Annotated in this window: 20 protein-coding genes; 2 read left to right on the top strand and 18 right to left on the bottom strand. The window is 42.4% G+C overall.

Annotation, left to right across the window (positions count from 1 at the left end):
• Nucleotides 1-32 precede the first annotated feature (32 nt).
• The gene (locus M1M80_RS05240) at nt 33-1112 is read left to right on the top strand and encodes a GGDEF domain-containing protein (RefSeq protein WP_060398243.1); all 1080 of its coding nucleotides are present in this window, start codon (nt 33-35) and stop codon (nt 1110-1112) included.
• Between the two features lie 2 nt (nt 1113-1114).
• On the opposite strand, the gene M1M80_RS05235 is transcribed toward M1M80_RS05240, so the two are convergent.
• Complete coding sequence (locus M1M80_RS05235; RefSeq protein ID WP_060398242.1) at nt 1115-1945, bottom strand: MetQ/NlpA family ABC transporter substrate-binding protein; 831 nt, start codon at nt 1943-1945, stop codon at nt 1115-1117.
• A 437-nt stretch (nt 1946-2382) separates the two neighbouring features.
• Here M1M80_RS05235 and cspB point away from each other — a divergent pair, with 437 nt between their 5' ends.
• On the top strand, nt 2383-2586 hold the full coding sequence (gene cspB / locus M1M80_RS05230; RefSeq protein WP_003224086.1) for a cold shock-like protein CspB: 204 nt from the start codon (nt 2383-2385) through the stop codon (nt 2584-2586).
• A 91-nt stretch (nt 2587-2677) separates the two neighbouring features.
• On the opposite strand, the gene M1M80_RS05225 is transcribed toward cspB, so the two are convergent.
• The 17 genes from M1M80_RS05225 to M1M80_RS05145 form a co-directional block, all read right to left on the bottom strand.
• Complete coding sequence (locus M1M80_RS05225) at nt 2678-3619, bottom strand: ABC transporter permease (protein ID WP_060398241.1); 942 nt, start codon at nt 3617-3619, stop codon at nt 2678-2680.
• Nucleotides 3612-4529: an ABC transporter ATP-binding protein gene (locus tag M1M80_RS05220; RefSeq protein WP_060398240.1), complete on the bottom strand. Its 918-nt coding sequence runs from the start codon at nt 4527-4529 to the stop codon at nt 3612-3614. Before M1M80_RS05220 ends, M1M80_RS05225 begins: the two co-directional genes overlap by 8 nt.
• 16 nt (nt 4530-4545) lie before the next feature.
• Entirely contained in the window at nt 4546-5244 is a 699-nt protein-coding gene (locus M1M80_RS05215; protein ID WP_060398239.1) for an ABC transporter ATP-binding protein, read from the bottom strand.
• A 1-nt stretch (nt 5245) separates the two neighbouring features.
• Nucleotides 5246-5611: a GntR family transcriptional regulator gene (locus M1M80_RS05210; RefSeq protein WP_060398238.1), complete on the bottom strand. Its 366-nt coding sequence runs from the start codon at nt 5609-5611 to the stop codon at nt 5246-5248.
• 2 nt (nt 5612-5613) lie between these two features.
• Nucleotides 5614-6375 (bottom strand): hypothetical protein, encoded by a 762-nt coding sequence (locus tag M1M80_RS05205; protein WP_060400010.1) that lies wholly within the window; start codon nt 6373-6375, stop codon nt 5614-5616.
• Between the two features lie 168 nt (nt 6376-6543).
• A complete protein-coding gene (locus M1M80_RS05200; RefSeq protein WP_060398237.1) occupies nt 6544-6918 on the bottom strand; it encodes a hypothetical protein in 375 nt (124 codons plus the stop codon).
• A 12-nt stretch (nt 6919-6930) separates the two neighbouring features.
• Complete coding sequence (locus M1M80_RS05195) at nt 6931-7461, bottom strand: NAD(P)H-dependent oxidoreductase (RefSeq protein WP_003239619.1); 531 nt, start codon at nt 7459-7461, stop codon at nt 6931-6933.
• A 22-nt stretch (nt 7462-7483) separates the two neighbouring features.
• The gene (locus M1M80_RS05190) at nt 7484-9088 is read right to left on the bottom strand and encodes an MFS transporter (RefSeq protein ID WP_104010209.1); all 1605 of its coding nucleotides are present in this window, start codon (nt 9086-9088) and stop codon (nt 7484-7486) included.
• A gap of 40 nt (nt 9089-9128) precedes the next feature.
• Nucleotides 9129-9794, bottom strand: coding sequence for a biotin/lipoyl-containing protein (locus M1M80_RS05185; protein WP_003239622.1), 666 nt, complete (start codon nt 9792-9794; stop codon nt 9129-9131).
• 35 nt (nt 9795-9829) lie between these two features.
• The gene (locus M1M80_RS05180) at nt 9830-10294 is read right to left on the bottom strand and encodes a MarR family transcriptional regulator (protein WP_003239623.1); all 465 of its coding nucleotides are present in this window, start codon (nt 10292-10294) and stop codon (nt 9830-9832) included.
• A gap of 158 nt (nt 10295-10452) precedes the next feature.
• Entirely contained in the window at nt 10453-11631 is a 1179-nt protein-coding gene (gene yhbH / locus M1M80_RS05175) for a sporulation protein YhbH (RefSeq protein ID WP_003239625.1), read from the bottom strand.
• 178 nt (nt 11632-11809) lie between these two features.
• The gene (gene prkA, locus M1M80_RS05170; RefSeq protein ID WP_003239626.1) at nt 11810-13705 is read right to left on the bottom strand and encodes a serine/threonine protein kinase PrkA; all 1896 of its coding nucleotides are present in this window, start codon (nt 13703-13705) and stop codon (nt 11810-11812) included.
• 350 nt (nt 13706-14055) lie between these two features.
• On the bottom strand, nt 14056-14763 hold the full coding sequence (locus M1M80_RS05165) for a hypothetical protein (RefSeq protein ID WP_060398235.1): 708 nt from the start codon (nt 14761-14763) through the stop codon (nt 14056-14058).
• A gap of 11 nt (nt 14764-14774) precedes the next feature.
• Nucleotides 14775-15488, bottom strand: coding sequence for a bactofilin family protein (locus tag M1M80_RS05160; protein ID WP_003239629.1), 714 nt, complete (start codon nt 15486-15488; stop codon nt 14775-14777).
• Entirely contained in the window at nt 15479-16120 is a 642-nt protein-coding gene (locus M1M80_RS05155; RefSeq protein ID WP_060400009.1) for a YhbD family protein, read from the bottom strand. Before M1M80_RS05155 ends, M1M80_RS05160 begins: the two co-directional genes overlap by 10 nt.
• Nucleotides 16121-16246: 126 nt before the next feature.
• Nucleotides 16247-16729 carry a tRNA (uridine(34)/cytosine(34)/5-carboxymethylaminomethyluridine(34)-2'-O)-methyltransferase TrmL gene (gene trmL / locus M1M80_RS05150; RefSeq protein ID WP_072183318.1) on the bottom strand — a complete coding sequence of 161 codons (483 nt, stop codon included), beginning with the start codon at nt 16727-16729 and terminating at the stop codon, nt 16247-16249.
• 37 nt (nt 16730-16766) lie between these two features.
• On the bottom strand, nt 16767-17696 hold the full coding sequence (locus M1M80_RS05145) for an amidase domain-containing protein (protein WP_080428980.1): 930 nt from the start codon (nt 17694-17696) through the stop codon (nt 16767-16769).
• Nucleotides 17697-17734 lie beyond the last annotated feature (38 nt).

Raw genomic sequence — 17734 nt, 5'->3', positions numbered from 1 at the left:
AACTTTAGTACCTTATATTAGGGTGATAATATTTGCTGAAAGAGCTGTTTGTAAACTTGACCATTTTAATCACATTTAATTATCTCTTCACCCACCTGTTTAAAGATAGGCTGGTACATAAAAAAGACAGCATATCCTTCCAAGCTGTTAAAGGACTGGCCTGCGGTTTCCTCGGGGTTATTCTGATGGTTTTTGGATTTACCTATCAGCATTCAATCATTGATTTTCGAAATATCCCTATTATGATCGCTGCTCTTTACGGGGGCTGGGTTTCAACGGCAACGGCCTTGGTTATGATCGGTGCAGGCCGCATGCTGATCACGATGAACACATCTGCGCTATACTCGGTTATTACCATTTGTATCGCTGCCATCCCGTCACTCATTGTTTCTAGAAGAAAAAAAGTACAATTAAAACATGCTTTCTACCTTTTAATGATCACAAATAGCATGATCTCATTTTCCTTTTATTTCCTTATAGATTTACATTCATATGAACTTCACTTTTATTTTTGGATCATCTCAATAGCGGGCGGCATGCTCAGTTTATATATTATTGATCATGAAACAAATGCACATCTACTTTTTAAACAATATAAGTTTCAGGCCCACTTTGACTTTTTAACAGGCATTTATAACCGAAGAAAGTTTGAAGAAATCACACAAACTCTGTTTCAACAGGCGGCCAATACCCCGCATTTTCAATTCGCTCTGATTTATATGGATATCGACCATTTTAAAACCATCAATGACCAATACGGCCATCATGAAGGCGATCAAGTGCTGAAAGAGCTGGCTTCACGTCTGAAGCATAGCATTCGAAATACTGATCCTGCCGCACGGATTGGCGGTGAAGAATTTGCCGTGCTCCTGCCGAACTGTACGCTTAATAAAGCAGTCCAAATCGCGGAACGAATCAGGCGCGCTGTCAGTGACGAACCAGTTAGATTAACAAACGGAGAAGAGCTGTCAGTGACGATATCACTGGGGGCCGCTCATTATCCCAATAATACGGAACATCCAGAATCCTTGCCGATTCTTGCCGATCAAATGCTCTACAAAGCGAAAGAAACGGGACGGAACAAAGTATGTTTTTCAGAAAAAAAAGAATGAATTCAATGTTCGAATTCATTCTTCCAATCTGAAAGACGTTTTAAAGGCAGAAAAGCCGGAACAAGTTCCCCTTGGTATTCCTTTTCTATAAATGCCGCTGTATCATCAGCTTGATAAAGTTCAAGAATGGTTTGCAGTGCTTCCCGATCTTGATCCTCCGCTCTGACAACAATCAAATTCATCTCTTCCTCTGACATTAGTCCGCCGCTCTTTATGGTGTGTTTTTTCGGGTTCAGCCCCGCTTTTTTTGCGTCAGATGGTTTCATGACAAATACATCGGCACCGCTCACTGCATCCTGTTGCCGGACCGTTTTCAATTTCAGGTGTCTCGGATTATCTTTAATCATATCGACTGAACCTGTTCCGTTAAATCCGTTTTTCAACGTTAGCAAGCCCGCCTCCTGAAGCACCGTAAGCGCCCTGCCAAAATCGAACGCTTTATCCGGAACCGAAACAACAGCTCCGCGCGGTATATCTTGGATTCGGTCATATCGTTTTGAATAAATGCCCATAGGCGTTATGTATGTCGTACCGAGCGGTGCCAGCTTATGTTTGTATTTTTGGGTGAATGACTGAAAATATGAAATGGTTTGAAAAGCGTTAGCATCAATTTCTTTGTTCGCAAGCGCGATATCAGACTCTGCATAATCCGAAAAAGGAATCAGTTGAATATCCAGCCCTGCCTCTTCTGCCTTTTCAGCAATATAGTTCCATATTGCCTTGTCAGATTCAGCAATTCCGATTTTGATCGTTTCATGTTCTGCTGACGGTGAGCATGCAGTGAATGAAACGAGCAGAACAAAAACAAAACTGCCTATAAGCCACTTTTTCATTGTGACCATACTCCTATCTATGTATTAGAGCATGCAAGCAATATCAGACATAAAAAACATACGCTCTCTTTAGTTGATAAACGTTGTCATTTGTAATATTGGTTAACTTTTACCTTACTCATATACAATAAGGTTGTCAATTCCTATTGCATTCTCTCCAGAAAAGCAGGAATATCTAAGGCAAACGTATGATCACGTATCGAGAAAGCAGATGAATTTCCGTGAATAAATATCAAATCGAAAAATAAATATGGTATTTTCCGAAAAAAGTTTCATTTAGCAGTTGTTTTTTCTGAAGATTACTGGTAGAGTAAAGGTAATTATTTTTGTTCGAACTATCTTTAAGAAGAAAGTTTTGTAAGAGTTTTCGTCTTGGAAGTTTGTTAAGAGCAAGAATAGTGAATTTAAGCGTTATGATCGCTTTAGGAGGAAATTTCATGTTAGAAGGTAAAGTAAAATGGTTCAACTCTGAAAAAGGTTTCGGATTCATCGAAGTAGAAGGTCAAGACGATGTATTCGTTCATTTCTCTGCTATTCAAGGCGAAGGCTTCAAAACTTTAGAAGAAGGCCAAGCTGTTTCTTTCGAAATCGTTGAAGGTAACCGCGGACCACAAGCTGCTAACGTAACTAAAGAAGCGTAAGCATAAATTGATATGCATAACTGCAGGTGCAAACCTGCAGTTTTTATTTCGATAAAAAAGCTGTTTTGCATATGCAAAACAGCTTTTTTCATTAGTTCGCAATATCCCGTTTCATGAAGATTCCGAAAGCGAGCAGAAGGAAGACAACAAAGTAAACTGCCAGCATGACAACAGAGAAAGTCATGGTCATCCCTTCCACTAACGGTGTCCCCTCTACATATTGCAGCAAATTAACATTGGCAAATAAAATATACTTCGCCCAGTCAAATTTCGTTGCAATAAATGCAGTGGCTGTAGTACCGGCAACCAACAAAAAGATGGAAAATCCTACTGCAAGAGAGCTGTTTCTGAATACAGCGGACAGCATAAATGCCATCGTTGCGATCATTAAAGCCGCAACAGATTCTGAGAGATACGTTTTTGCCAAATATCCCATCATGTTTTGCTCAAATACATGGCCGTCCTTGTAGATTAAATGAACATTCGCAGCAGTGTCGCCGCCTGTCCCGAAGAAGATCAGGCCTAATAAAGTAGAACCCATAAATAAAATAAACAGCAATAAGAACCCAAACAGGAGAACTGTAATATACTTGGAGAGCAAAATCTGAAAACGGCTGAGCGGCCGGATCATTAACAGCTTAATGGTTCCCCAATTAAATTCGTTCGCGACAATTCCGGCTGCGATAATAATGGTAAACAGTCCGGTAAGGATTGTAAAACCTGCTGAATCCGTTACATAAGACCATACAGTATAGCCAGTGTCATCAGGGATGTTATGTTCAATACGATAGTTGTTGAGTGTGATTGTTTCTTCATAGCCATCTTTCAGTGAAGGATTTTCTTTCATTTCCTTCTTCAATGTGGCATTTTCCGCTTGAAGTTCTTGTTTCCAATGGGGATTTGATTCACCAGCAGAAAAATGATTCGCCAGAAATGCGTATCCAACCATTGTTAATCCCAGAATCCCGATCATCACCCATGTTCCGGCACGGCTGAAGATTTTGATCCATTCATTGTAAATCAAATTAAGCATGTCGAACCTCCTCTTTTGCTTCACCTGTCATTTCTAAGAAACGGTCCTCTAATGATTTTGTCACTGCTTTGACTTCATAAATGCGGATTTGCTGCATCACCAGCAATTCAATGGCCGCCGGGACTTCGTCTTTAGACAGTTTGACTTCCACACCGTTTGTCTTGCTCACCAAATCATACTCCTTTAGCACAGAAGCGGCTTCATTCGGCTGTTCAACATGGAAGAAATATGTATCTTTTTCATCAGTGATTTCATCTTTTACATTTTGAATATCGATAAGCTTTCCTTTTTGCAGAATCGCAATTCGGTCACACATCAGTTCCATTTCCGACAGCAGGTGGCTTGAAACGATGACGGCCATTCCTCTTTCTCGCGTCAGCTTCTTTAAATGATCCCTGATTTCCCTGATCCCCGCCGGATCAAGGCCATTTGTCGGTTCATCCAAAATCAGCACTTTCGGGTCATGCAAAAGACATTGGGCCAAGCCAAGACGCTGTCTCATCCCAAGAGAATACGTTTTCACCTTGTCATGGATTCTGTCTGTTAAACCGACCAGCTCAACGACTTCATCAATTTTTTCCTTCGTGACACCCTTGACCATCCTTGCGTATTGCTGCAGATTTTTATATCCGCTTAAGAATTTATAAAGCTCTGGGTTCTCTACGATCGCTCCAATATGCTTAATCGCCTTAGCATAATCCTTCGTAATGGATTGGCCGCAAATGAGCACATCACCTTTTGACAGCTTCATTAACCCCACCATCATCCGGATCGTTGTTGTTTTTCCTGCGCCGTTCGGACCCAAAAAACCGAATACTTCGCCTTCACGAATCGTAAAGCTCAAATGATCAATGATTGTTCGGCCTCTGATGTTTTTCGTCACATTTTTTAATTCCAATACTGTCGTCATCATGTTCCTCCTCTTTCTAGCAAACTTCCATTTTTGATTTAAACCATTGCAAAACAGACATGCCTTCCTGCTCACGAATATCTTCCACATCACGTTGAGCAACTTTTTCTCCATTTGCGAGTATGATTACTTCGTCAAGCAAGGTTTCAATTTCATTAATCTCATGCGTGGCGATCACAACAATCTGCTGCTCAAAATCAATGTATGACACCAGGCTGTTTACAATGGAATCCCTGACCATCGGATCAAGCCCGGAAAAAGGTTCATCCAGCAAGATGACAGATGTCCGTCTTGCTAAAGCAAGAACGATTTTCAGCCTTCCCCGATTTCCTTTTGATAGCTTTTTGATCTTTTTTTTCGGATCAAGCTGCATTTCATTCAACAGCTTATAAGCTTGTTCTGTTTGAAAATCAGGAAATTGTGACTGGTAAAAGTTCACCATATCTTTAACAGTAAAATGCGGATAAAACATATCAAGCTCAGTGAGATAAGCCGTTTGACGGACCATATCTCTCGTAACCGGCTTTTCATCCGCTTTAATCAATCCTGAAGTCGGAAACAGAAGGCCGGCCATCATTTTTAAGGTCGTTGATTTGCCGCTGCCGTTCGGTCCGATCAGACCATAAATCCGTCCGGATGATAAGGTGATCGACACATCATTGACGGCGGTTTGGCGGCCGTATTTTTTTGATACATGTTCTAAAGTGATTTCCATTTTAGCCTCCCTCAGTGATTTTTTTTATCCCTATCACCATTTCTTCTTTCGTTAGCCCCAGCTCTGTCATTTGCTTCACAAAGCCTTCCAGCACTTCTCGTGTCAGCCTGTCTTTCAACTCATCTACGATTTCTGCTTTTTCTGCAATAAACGTCCCTTGACCTCTTCTTGTCTCCACAATACCCAGCCTTTCCATCTCACTGTATGTCCTTTGAATTGTATTGGGATTTACCTTGGTTTGTATCGCCATTTCTCTTACAGAAGGAAGCTTGTCTCCTGGGAGCAGTTCCTTTCTGACCAGCCGATAAAAGATCTGGTCAGCGATCTGCAGATAAATCGGTTTCGAGGATTGGAAATAATTGTCCATATTCACACCTCTACTTTACGATCAAGCAGTTTTGAAGCCGCGATGAGCAGCAAGATCGTGATGACAATAGCAATAGGAAACCCAAGCACGGACAGGTGTATCGGTTTTAATTCCAATCTCCAAACGTTGCGGAAGTGGAAATCAAAATTACAATAGACTGTTACAGGCCAGAAATGCTTTTGCGATTCAATTAAAGGGCTTATGATGTATTCATCAAAGAAGAACCACACTGTGACCAACAGCCCCATCGCAGCCCATCGCATTCCGTGCCAGTTCTTAAGTGAGTGGAAAACAGTCCAAAACACAACTACAGTCACTGACATATATAACGAGGAAATAAGACCGTACATATTCAGCAATACCGTTGTACTTGTTATATCAACTTGATGCTCCAGCAGATTTTTCACAGAGAGCATATGATAAATCCAAATACCATAAGCAGTTAATGCCAATTGAATCAGAAATTGATAGAGCAAAGATGCTGCCAATTTAGAAGAAAGCAGCCAGAAACCGCCGTTTGGATTGTACAGCCAAAGCTGTGATTTCCCTTCTTTGTGAAGATGATAAAACACAAAAACAGGGGATAAGAAAAGCAGAAAAAAAGCAACTGCAACAAAGAAACCAAAAATGACAAGAGGTTCTTGCGTGCGAGAAGCTATAATATGGCCTGTCACAAATAAGAAAATGATTCCGCATATCCAGACTAGCATCCATATTCTTGAAATTTTTATATCTTTCTTTAACAGACCTAAAAAAGAATCCATGTCTTTACCTCCCGGAAGCCTCTTCAGTGTATGAGTAACATAGTACACTAGATCAAAAATGAATACAACATATTCCAGGGATTTATTTGATAAAAAATCATAATACATACATGAAAACAGCAAAAAAAAAAGCAAATCCGCCATGAGTAAACGGATTTGCCTTTTTCATTACTTCTTCTTGTTTTTCATGGAGAGCAGCGCATCACGATAGCTGCTGTCCTGCATTTTGTCACTTTTCTCAGTGACCTCTTCTTCTGCCTGATGTTCATCAGAATGCTTAAACTTTTGCAGCGCCTGCCTGTAAATATCATCACCCATTGTGTCTCGTTTCTCTTTTGGAGAATCATTTTTCACAACAGCTGGCGTATGCTCAGCAGCCCTTGCTTCAGCTGGGTATTGCGCTTCGTTTTTTTCCTCTTCTGGAGGGGTGATTCTTTCGGTTGCTTCTTGCTTCTCGGGTCCAGGAGAGGCGTTGCGGACATTGAATGTAATAAGAGCCGCAATGACAATGACAGCAGCAATAATTGCTATAATAATGGCCATTTCAACCTCTCCTTACTGTCCTGCTGTTAGGTTTCCTGTAACTTGGGTGACGCGTCTTCCCAGAGCGCGTCCCAACTGAATACCTTCCTCAGACATTAACTCATCACTGTCAACCGGACAAGTGACGCCTGCTCCGTAATAAGAGCCGTACAGTGCGTTTTCAGGCACATTGCCAGGCAGGCCGACAACGATCATGCCTTGATGGAACATCGGCGTGATCAAGTTGTGCATTGTCATTTCCAAGCCGCCGTGAGTTGTTGCCGTTGTGCAGAAAACAGCGCCGACTTTGTTGATCAGCTCACCTTCAGCCCATAAGTAGCCAAGTCTGTCGATCCAAGCTTTAAGACCGGAGCTGATTGTTCCGAAATGCCCCGGGCATCCCCAAATAATCGCATCCATATCTTTCAGCTTGCGGATATCTGCTTGATCGACATGGTCGATCAATACCTCAGCCGCCTCGTTTTCTCTCGCGCCTTCAGCAATCGCTTCTGCAAGAACCTTTGTATGTTCACCTTCACTGTCATACACTACATAAATTTTCATTCAGGAAACCTCCTTGTACAGATTAAGATTCCTTCACTTCTTTAGGAGCCGGAAGCAATGAAAGCTCTTCTTTTTTCTTTTTCTCCGCACGTGCTTTATCTCTTCTCACGTCACGCAAGAAAAGACTTAGAATCAAACCGAACACACAGAATATTGTTGCCCACATAAAGGCATCATTAATCCCCATAACGTTTGAATCAAGTGACGCATGTTTGTAAAGATGAGAGTAAACATACGTTTTCGCTGTGTCATAAGACATGTTCATATTCACCATTAAATTAGAAACTGCATTTTGGAATGCATGGAGGAAGTTCGGGTCCGCCGTGCTTGTTTTATCTGCAATTTGTGAATAATGGAACGTCGTACGGTTTGTATAAATCGTCGTAATTAAGCTTGTACCAATTGATCCGCTGATTTGGCGAAGCGTGTTGCTCATCGCCGTACCGTGGCTGTTCAGACGGGCAGGAAGCTGGTTCATACCCGCTGTCATAACCGGCATCATTAAGAGTGACATACCGAATGCACGGATTGAGTAGATCAGCATGATGTGTGTATATGGTGTATCAATCGTTAATTGCGTATATTGATATGTTGTCACCACTGTAACGAGAAGCCCGATAATCGCAAGCGGTCTCGGACCGAATTTATCAAACAAAATACCTGAGATCGGTGACATGATCAGCATGACGATCGCACCCGGAAGTAGAAGCAGACCGGATTGAAGCGCCGTAAAGCCGACCAGATTTTGGAGATAAATCGGTAACAGGAACATACCAGTGTACAATGCTACTGTAATAATGATATTAATGACACTTGAAAGTGAGAAAATGTCGTATTTAAACACTCTGAAATCAAGCATCGGATCATCATGACGCAATTGCTGAATAACAAAAGCAACAATTGCAATCACACCTATTACAACTGTAGACAGGACAACCGGGTCAGTCCAGCCGTCAGAACCCGCTTCACTGACTCCGTATAATAAGGATGCGAATCCGACAATTGAGAGGATCGCTCCAAGTGTATCGAGTTTGATTTTTTGCGGCTCCACCAAATTCTTAAAAATGAAGAAAGCCACGATGATAACAATTGCGCCGACCGGCACAAGTCCGTAAAACATGATGCGCCATGTGTAATGCTCAATAATCCATCCGGAAAGAGTCGGACCGACCGCCGGAGCGAACATCATCGCAAGTCCGAAGATCCCCATTCCTTTCCCCCTGCTTTCAGGCGGGAAGATTAACAGAATGGTTGTCATAACGAGCGGCTGCAAGATACCTCCGCCCACGGCCTGAATCAAACGGCCGATCAGCATTACAGAGAAGTTAGGTGCGATACCGCAGACTAACGTACCGAGCGTAAAACAGAACATGGCGACGAGAAAGAGACTCCGTTGGCCAAAACGTGTAATCAGGAAGGCAGATAACGGAATCAATACGCCGTTAACAAGCATGTAACCTGTTGTCAGCCACTGAATCGTCGTTGCACTTACGCCAAATTCAGTCATTAAGTGCGGCATTGCGACGTTAAGCAATGTTTGGTTTAATATTGCCAAAAATAAACCCGCCATTAGCACAATCAGCAATGTCATAGGGCTTTTTGTATTTTTTTCTTTGCCTGTAGCCATCTAAGACAACCTCCTTTCATGGTTTGATGACTGATCTGTTTTACTCAGAAATCTTAACAGATGCATTCATACCAGGAAGCACCTTATCAGATGGGTTTTTGATTGAAATTTTCACAGGAACTTTTTGTGTTACTTTTGTGTAGTTTCCGCTTGAATTTGTAGATGGAAGCATATCAAAAGTTGAGTTAGTTGCATAGCCAATTTCTTCTACAGTACCGTCAAATGTTGTATCAGGATCTCCGTCAACTACTACGTCTACACTATTTCCAACTTCAACATCCGCAATATCTGTTTCTTTAATATTTGCTGTGATGTACAGGTTGTCCATGTCAATTGTTTGCGCAATTGTTGTACCAGCCTGTACGGTTTGTCCGTTTTTCACTTCGTTTTTCACAATTGTTCCATCCATGATGGATTTCACATCAACAGTTTGTTCACCTTTGATTTTTGCAACTGTGTCGCCTTTTTTCACTGTTTTTCCTTCTTCAAGATCCCAGTCGGATACTTTACCTGCTGCTGGAGCTGAGATAGCTGCCATATCGCCGGCTACTTTTGCTTCATCTGTTTTTACGTAGTTTGTGCTTTGATAATAGTAGTAAGCACCTCCGCCTATAATTGCAAGAACAACAATCAAACCGATAATGTTGGTCAGAATTAAACGTCCTCTGTTCATTTTGTTTTCTCCTTTCGTTTCATCCTCTATCATTTTGTGGAAAGCTGGTGAAAATATGTGAGAAGTTTTTAATTACCGCTTTTTTCTGAACAGCCTTTAGCAAGCTTTGTTAAGCTTCCGGCAAGCTTGCGCAAATACTGCAGCTGGGATGTGTCGAGCTTCTGATACAGGCTCGCACCCATTTTTGCATATTCAACAGCGGCTTTTTCTATCAGTTCTTCCCCCTCTTCGGTTAACTGAATCATGACGATACGGCGGTCATCCGGACTGTCATATCGATTCATCAATTGGCGCTTATACAGAATATCTGTCATCCGCGTCACAGAAGCGGGCTTAAGGTCAAGCGACATCGCCAGCTTGCTTAGCGGGGTGCTTCCGCTTTGATGAATTTTAAACATCAGCAAATATTGAAGGACTGTAATATCAAAAGGCTCAAGCACAATCTCCAATATCTTCTTCTGTTTTTTATAGATCGACCGAGACGTATCGAAGAGCTGTTCAAAAGTGAGCAAAGCACGTTCTGATTCAGTCAACTCCTTTTCACCTCATTCCTCAATAATAGTTCACAAGATAAAATATTAATAAATGAAAGAAGATTTGTCAAAGGAAAAATTTCTTTTTCTCCCGTATTTTTTTCGCAACCGTTTTCTTACTTTTATTAAATAAAAAAAAGCCCTGAAACGGACTTTTTTTACGAAAATTGATGGCTGACGCCAGACTCCTCATTTCTGAAAAAGTTCTTCAGCGCCTGAAAAACATCTGACTTTTGTTTTAAAATATAGTACTTAAATTTCTCGTCTTTCACATTTTTGTATGCAGACATTAGTGTTGAATGCCTGTTGTATTGATTGACCTCGCCGTAGCAGAAAAGATTGGCCTTCTTCATAATATCATTGACCAGTTTCACACACCGCGCGTTATCCGATGTCAGGTTGTCACCGTCAGAAAAATGAAACGGGTAAATATTATAGCGGGCGGGATTGTACTTTTCATCAATCAGCTCAAGCGACTTCCGGTATACGGATGAACAGATGGTTCCGCCGCTTTCTCCCTTTGAGAAGAAGTCCTCTTCCGACACGACTCTTGCTTCCGTATGGTGGGCAATAAATTCAATTTCTACAGTCTCATATTTCGTCCGCAAAAAACGGGTCATCCAGAAAAAGAAGCTTCTGGCCATGTATTTTTCCCAAACACCCATACTGCCGCTTGTATCCATCATTGCTAAGACGACGGCTTTTGACTCGGGCTTTGTTATGTCATTCCATGTCTTATACTTCAAGTCCTCCGGGTAAATCGGATAGAACGACGGCTTCCCTGTCATCGCATTTCGTTTAAAAGCTGACATCATCGTTCTTTTCTTATCAATATTACCGGTTAACCCTGTTTTACGGATATCATTAAACTCTATATCTGTATGAATGATATTGTCTCGCTCTTTTTGCTGGAGATTCGGAAGCTCTAATTCCTTAAAAAGCGCTTCTTCTAAATCCATTAATGAAACTTCTGCTTCATAATAATCTTCGCCTGCCTGGTCACCGGCGCCCTGCCCTTTTCCGGGTCCCTGTTTTTTGTCTGATCCATCCCGGGCCACAACATCTCCAACCTGGCTGTCGCCGTCTCCTTGCCCTACGTGTTTATTTTTATCATAGTTATAACGGATTTTATACTCATCCAGTGAACGGATTGGGATCTTCACTACATCTTTTCCATTAGACATAATAATGCTTTCCTCAGTCACGAGGTCCGGAAGATTGTTTTTGATCGCTTCCTGCACTTTTTTCTGGTGGCGCTGCTGGTCATCGAAGCCTTTGCGATGGAGGGACCAGTTTTCCTCAGAAATCAAAAAATGGCCGCTGTCATTTTGGGACATGAATTCCCCTCCTTAACCATTTGTGGTCGTGATACATACGTATTCCGGCTTGTGCCAGATTATGAAACAAGTCTTTTGAAAGATTTATATTCATCATATGCACAAACGCACGGTTAATTGACAAACTATTTAGAAAATGGGACAAAATAACCCGCCCTATTCGGACGGGTCACGTTGCTTATCGGTTCAGCAGGCTGCCGACATATTTCAGCAGCTCATTGGCGCTCGTCGAGTTGTAGCCGTGCTCATCAATTAAACGGGCCACGACTTCATTTACCTTTTTCAGCTGCTGCTCATCCGGTGTTTTTGTTGAAGTCGTAATTTTAACGACATCCTTCAGATCAGCAAACAACTTTTTCTGAATGGCTTCACGCAGTCTTTCATGAGAATTGTAATCAAACCGCTTACCTTTTCTCGCATACGCCGAGATGCGGATTAAGATTTCTTCGCGGAACGCTTTTTTAGCGTTTTCCGAAATGCCGATCTGCTCTTCAATTGATCTCATCAGCTTTTCGTCCGGATTCATTTCTTCTCCTGTCAAAGGATCCCGAAGCTTGTTTTTGTTGCAATAGGCCTCTACGTTGTCGAGGTAATTGTCCATAAGTGTTTTTGCTGATTCTTCATATGAATACACAAACGCTTTTTGAACTTCCTTTTTCGCAATATCGTCATATTCCTTGCGGGCGGCAGAAATAAAATTCAAATACCGCTCCCTGTCCTCGCTTGAAATCGAAGGATGCTGATCAAGACCTTCTTTTAATGAACGAAGAACATCAAGAGAATTAATCGATTCCATATTTTTTCTGATAATCGTTGAAGAAATCCTGTTGATCACGTACCGCGGATCAATTCCGCTCATGCCTTCATCATTATATTCTTTTTTCATATCCTCAACGTCGACAGAGTTATATCCTTCCACACTTTCCCCATCATACAATCTCATTTTCTTGACCAGATCAATATCCGACCGCTTTGGTTCTTTTAATCGGGTAAGAATCGAGAACATCGCAGCGACCTTCAACGTATGCGGGGCAATATGAACATCCGCCACATCGCTTTCTGCGATCATCTTTTCATAAATTCTCTCTTCTTCAGACACTTTTAAATTATAAGGAACAGGCATCACAATGATTCTCGAGTGCAGGGCTTCATTCTTCTTATTAGAAATAAATGAGCGATACTCCGTTTCATTCGTGTGAGCCACGATCAGCTCATCAGCAGAAATTAACGCAAATCGTCCCGCTTTAAAATTCCCTTCCTGTGTCAATGAAAGCAAATGCCAGAGGAATTTCTCATCACATTTCAGCATCTCCTGAAACTCCATCATCCCGCGATTCGCTTTATTCAGTTCTCCGTCAAACCGGTAAGCGCGCGGATCTGATTCTGAACCGTACTCCGCAATGGTTGAGAAATCAATACTTCCCGTCAAATCGGCAATATCCTGAGATTTCGGATCAGATGGGCTGAATGTTCCGATTCCCGTACGCTTATCTTCTGAAAAGAAAATGCGCTCAACCTTCACATCCTCAATTCTTCCTCCGTACTCTTCCTCCAGCCTCATCACATTTAAAGGAGAAAGACTTCCTTCTATTCTTATGCCGTACTCTCTGTAAAAGTCATCTCGCAAATGATGGGGGATTAAATGTAGAGGGTCCTCGTGCATCGGGCAGCCTTTAATCGCATATACGGCACCATTATCCGTCAGCGTATACGCTTCGAGACCTTTTTTAAGCATCGTGACCAGCGTGGATTTACCGCCGCTCACAGGTCCCATCAGCAATAAAATCCGTTTTCTGACATCAAGCCGTTTCGCGGCCGGATGAAAATACTCTTCAACAAGACGCTCCAAAGATTCCTCAAGCCCAAACAGCTCGCGGTCAAAAAAGCTGTACTTCTTCCGTCCGTCAATCTCCTCTATCCCGCTGTCTTTTATCATATTAAAAACACGAGAATGAGCAGATTGCGCGACCATTGGATTTTCTTTAATAATCTCCAAATAATCGGCGAATGTTCCTTCCCATTTCAGCCGCTGCTCTTCCTCTCTGTACTGTTCAATTTTCTTTAATATATCCATAAGGACCTCCTCCATCATGTTTGATGCGCTATGCAAATAAGGTACTTTGATACAATCTATGCCGCCATCTCGTGATACATGCTTTGGTTTCTTAAAAATAAAGATACTTATACGGCGTTGACAAGGCAGACCGCGACCGTTCATAATAAAGAAAAATACAGAATCATCCAGACTCGGGCAGCACGGAAAAATTGAAGAGGGGGAGAGACGGTGAAAACAATCATCATGATGGGTGTCATTGTCACTTTTTTAGTATCAATTTTTACTGCAGGGTACGAAAGCAAGCCGGGAAAAGAATAAAAAAGGGTGCTCCTCATAAGAGCACCCTTTTTGTATAACAGAACAGTGTTTTACAGTTTTATTTTTTCTTTAACCTCTGAATGATGATCGCATTCGTATTTGTTTTTGTACTCAATTGTTCCGATGCTGCAGCCCGGCCCGATGATCACTTCTTTTCCCCTGACAACTGCCGCCTCGGTATTCTCCAAATAAACCTGATCTCCTTCTATGACATCGGCAATCAGTTTTGTATTCTTCCGTTTAAAAAAGCTCGCGCGTCTTTTCACTGTTATTGTTGTTCCGCCGATTTCCCGCACATAGCTTACATCATGGCTCAATCCAAGCTTAATGTCACCCGCATTCAATAATCCTGACACATCAACGCAGCCTGTGACATGGAACATTTCTGTTTCACAATCGCCTTTGACGCTAAGCTTCCCTTTCATATCGCACGATTCTCCAGTCATATTCCCGCCAATTTCAGTCAGGCCTTTCAAATTGAACCGATCAAATTGAAGTGAACCGCTCACTTTCATTGTGCCGTATACATTGATTCTGCCGGCTGTCAGATCGCCTTTAAACTCACTTTCTCCATACACACGCAGCCGATCAGTCTCTGCTTTCCCAAGAAAACATCCTGTTCCGAATATGCGGCAGCCCGCGGCAGACAGCCCTTCACCGACCACACCTTCTCCTTTGATGCTGACATGGTGATATGCGCCTCCTGCAGCGTGACCGGCGCCATATAATTTTAAATTTCCCAGTTTTGTTGTCTCCATTACGATCCTCCTCACATCTTCGTGCATGTTTCTACCGATGCGCTCGGATCACAAGTATAGTCCCCGCTGTATTCCACGGTTTCAATCTGGCAATTCGGTCCGATTTTCACTTTATTTCCGCGCACGGTTTTCGCCTTTGTATTTGTCAGTTCAATCACGTCACCTTCGATCAGTTCAGCCGTTAAAACAGGCTGCGGCATCAGTCTGAGCATTGTCAGCATCCCTTTTCTTCCTGTCACTTGAAGATGGCGGCAGCCGATCTCACGTACATAACTTTCACCGGCAGAAAGCTTAATGATCACCTGGTCAGCGTTTAAAAGCCCGCTGACTTTGCATTTCCCTTCCGATTGAAAGGTTTCCGTTTCACAATCCGCTTCCATGACTGCTTTTCCGCTAATGACAATGTCATCAGCCTTGACTGTACTGCCAAATGTTGATGATCCAGCAATCTTCAATTGTTTTGCAGATACCTCTCCCTCAATTAAACCTGTTCCGTTAATCCGAATAGATTCTGCTTCAACGTCTCCATGTATCTTACCTGAACCGCTGATGGTTACCGCTTTCGCTTTGACGCTGCCGTCAGCTTTTCCGGTTCCATTAAAAGAAAAAGTATCACACTCCACGTCCCCGGCGACTGTTCCGCTGCCGTTAATTTCAACTGATTGAAATGTTCCTCCCTTTGAACTTCCTGATCCGTTTATCACCAGCTTTTCCATTACATCCATTGATGGCCCTCCTGCATATATGTTGTTTTTAATTCCTCTGACGCCTTAGCTAAATCTACCCGTTCCACGACCTTAACGGACGATTCAAACAGAATGCTGTCCGCTGCAGCTGCTATAAAACAGGTTGTGACACCGAGCTTCCGCAGCACAATCAGCTCCGTCTGTTTCTTGATCTCTTCAGTATCATGCTGCTTTAACACCCCTGCAGCCATTTTCGCTTCTGCCAAGCTGACATTTCCGGACTGCAGCAGCCCTTCAAGCACATACAGCGAAAGCAGATCGCGGGAAGAAAAAACCGAATTCTCGCCGCCTTCTGAAAAGACATCAAGAGCAGTCCTTGAAATCAAACCTTTATGAATCAAATCATCAGCGGTCATGCTGACATCCTTCATTTTCGGTGACAGCATTTCCCTCATTTCATCCAGTGACAAATTTTCCTTCATCTTTTGAATCATTGAAATGCGTTTTAAAATATCCTCTCTCGGAAAAAACGTCTCTTGCCCTGTAAATGTGGACTTGCGAATAAACCATTCCTCAGGAATTAAGTTTTTTCGCTTCCACCGATACAGTTGACCGTAAGAAATCGATGTTTTTTCAAGTAATTCTTTTTTAGAGATTAATTGTTCTTCCATAAGTCCAGCTCCTTCGATGGATTCATTGTAACATAACACTGTTACGTTGTTAAGCCCAAATACAAAACAAAGCATCTCTAATAACATAAAAAAACCCGCCCATCATTGATGAGCGGGTTTTTTTCACTATTTTAAATCACGGTAATTTTGCTGGCGCAGCGCTTCATAAACGAGAATCGCCGCAGTGTTGGACAGATTTAACGATCTAACGTGCTCAGTCATCGGAAGACGCAGGCAGCGGTCCATGTTATTTTGAATTAAATCCTTTGGCAAACCGCTTGTTTCTCTTCCGAACACGAAGAAATAATCCTCGTCAAGATCAGTGTAATCAAACGATGTATGAGGCTGCTGGCCAAATTTCGTGATAAAGAAAAACTGGCCTTTTTGATATTCCTCAAACAATTCTTCTAACGAATCATGATACACAACGTTCACAAACTCCCAATAATCGAGTCCGGCACGCTTCAGCATTTTATCATCCGTTGAAAAGCCGAGCGGACGAATCAGGTGGAGCGTTGTATTGGTTGCTGCACAAGTACGTGCAATATTCCCTGTATTAGCGGGAATTTCTGGTTGATATAAAACGACATGTAATGCCACAATGTTCACCTCTGTTTTTCTTATCCGCCCATCATTATATCATTAATTACTCTTTTGTCGTATCATCAAGAATATGAAAAAAGGCATATCGTATTGACGGCGTGTATGCCGTAGAATCCTCGTATGACCAATATCTCATCCGGCTGTCATAGGACTGGGCATTGACAAGCGGCATATTGCCTTTGTCCTTTGCCACGACAATCGTTGTGTGATTAAACCGGCCGTCACCTTCAAAGTCATAGCAAATCACATCGCCAGGCATCAGCTCTTCCGAAGATTTAACCCGCACTGCACGAAGGCCAGCCTTTGAATTCGCCAAATACATTTTCATAGAGTGAGCCACCGTCCAGCTGTAGCTCCAGGAACTTTGCTTCATCCACCAGCCTGATCCTCTGTTCGGATGGCCGCGCATCGGTGCGCCTCCAGCATGGAGACACTGAGAAATAAAATTCGTGCAGTTATCGCTGAAATTTTTATAAGCCGGGTTGCGCTTGTTCCAAAATTTCTCGGCATATTGCACAGCACCAAGGCGATCGTATTGAAAGGCTCTGCCAAACGCTTCCCTGTCCTCTTGAGAATAGTCAATAATACTGGTGCCTTCATGAAATCCAGCCGGTGTTTTCGCAATTTCCTGATCACTAATCAAAATGTGATCATAAAGAAAAGCGATCCGCTCCTCTATTTGCTCTTCCATATACAAGCTGTCGTCCTGCTCCTTATACACGTATTCGTAATGAATGGTATACGTAATGCAGGTCGTTCCGTCATCCTCAATCCGTACATGATCGATGACGGCCTTCGCTTTCGCTTTTATAATGTCAACTTTACGTTTTTCCAGAAGCTTCTTCTTTCGCTCCATGACTTCAAGGTCTCCGACTTCAGACTCCTGTCTCATAGCATGCCCGTTAACCAGATAGCTCAGCCGCTCCTCCGCTAATTGTTCTAAAATGTGCTTCAAGCTCACCCCACCCGCCATACTTTTTTATAGAGAAAAAACACTTGGATGCATCTCAA

Source organism: Bacillus inaquosorum, assembly GCF_023238325.1.
Classification (GTDB): Bacteria; Bacillota; Bacilli; order Bacillales; family Bacillaceae; genus Bacillus; species Bacillus inaquosorum.
The sequence above is the reverse complement of the archived record's forward strand: the minus strand, read 5'-3'. Positions and strand labels throughout refer to the sequence as shown.

Excerpts from the sequence above, each read along its gene's own strand:
- M1M80_RS05185 (WP_003239622.1), bottom strand. The coding sequence starts at position 9,794 with ATGATAGAGGATGAAACGAAAGGAGAAAACAAAATGAACAGAGGACGT.
- prkA (WP_003239626.1), bottom strand. The coding sequence starts at position 13,705 with ATGGATATATTAAAGAAAATTGAACAGTACAGAGAGGAAGAGCAGCGG.
- M1M80_RS05190 (WP_104010209.1), bottom strand. The coding sequence starts at position 9,088 with ATGGCTACAGGCAAAGAAAAAAATACAAAAAGCCCTATGACATTGCTG.
- M1M80_RS05195 (WP_003239619.1), bottom strand. The coding sequence starts at position 7,461 with ATGAAAATTTATGTAGTGTATGACAGTGAAGGTGAACATACAAAGGTT.
- cspB (WP_003224086.1), top strand. The coding sequence starts at position 2,383 with ATGTTAGAAGGTAAAGTAAAATGGTTCAACTCTGAAAAAGGTTTCGGA.
- M1M80_RS05165 (WP_060398235.1), bottom strand. The coding sequence starts at position 14,763 with ATGGAGACAACAAAACTGGGAAATTTAAAATTATATGGCGCCGGTCAC.
- M1M80_RS05225 (WP_060398241.1), bottom strand. The coding sequence starts at position 3,619 with ATGCTTAATTTGATTTACAATGAATGGATCAAAATCTTCAGCCGTGCC.
- M1M80_RS05215 (WP_060398239.1), bottom strand. The coding sequence starts at position 5,244 with ATGGAAATCACTTTAGAACATGTATCAAAAAAATACGGCCGCCAAACC.
- M1M80_RS05155 (WP_060400009.1), bottom strand. The coding sequence starts at position 16,120 with ATGGAAGAACAATTAATCTCTAAAAAAGAATTACTTGAAAAAACATCG.
- M1M80_RS05235 (WP_060398242.1), bottom strand. The coding sequence starts at position 1,945 with ATGAAAAAGTGGCTTATAGGCAGTTTTGTTTTTGTTCTGCTCGTTTCA.
- M1M80_RS05160 (WP_003239629.1), bottom strand. The coding sequence starts at position 15,488 with ATGGATGTAATGGAAAAGCTGGTGATAAACGGATCAGGAAGTTCAAAG.
- M1M80_RS05200 (WP_060398237.1), bottom strand. The coding sequence starts at position 6,918 with ATGGCCATTATTATAGCAATTATTGCTGCTGTCATTGTCATTGCGGCT.
- M1M80_RS05205 (WP_060400010.1), bottom strand. The coding sequence starts at position 6,375 with ATGGATTCTTTTTTAGGTCTGTTAAAGAAAGATATAAAAATTTCAAGA.
- M1M80_RS05145 (WP_080428980.1), bottom strand. The coding sequence starts at position 17,696 with ATGGCGGGTGGGGTGAGCTTGAAGCACATTTTAGAACAATTAGCGGAG.
- M1M80_RS05210 (WP_060398238.1), bottom strand. The coding sequence starts at position 5,611 with ATGGACAATTATTTCCAATCCTCGAAACCGATTTATCTGCAGATCGCT.
- yhbH (WP_003239625.1), bottom strand. The coding sequence starts at position 11,631 with ATGTCCCAAAATGACAGCGGCCATTTTTTGATTTCTGAGGAAAACTGG.
- M1M80_RS05220 (WP_060398240.1), bottom strand. The coding sequence starts at position 4,529 with ATGACGACAGTATTGGAATTAAAAAATGTGACGAAAAACATCAGAGGC.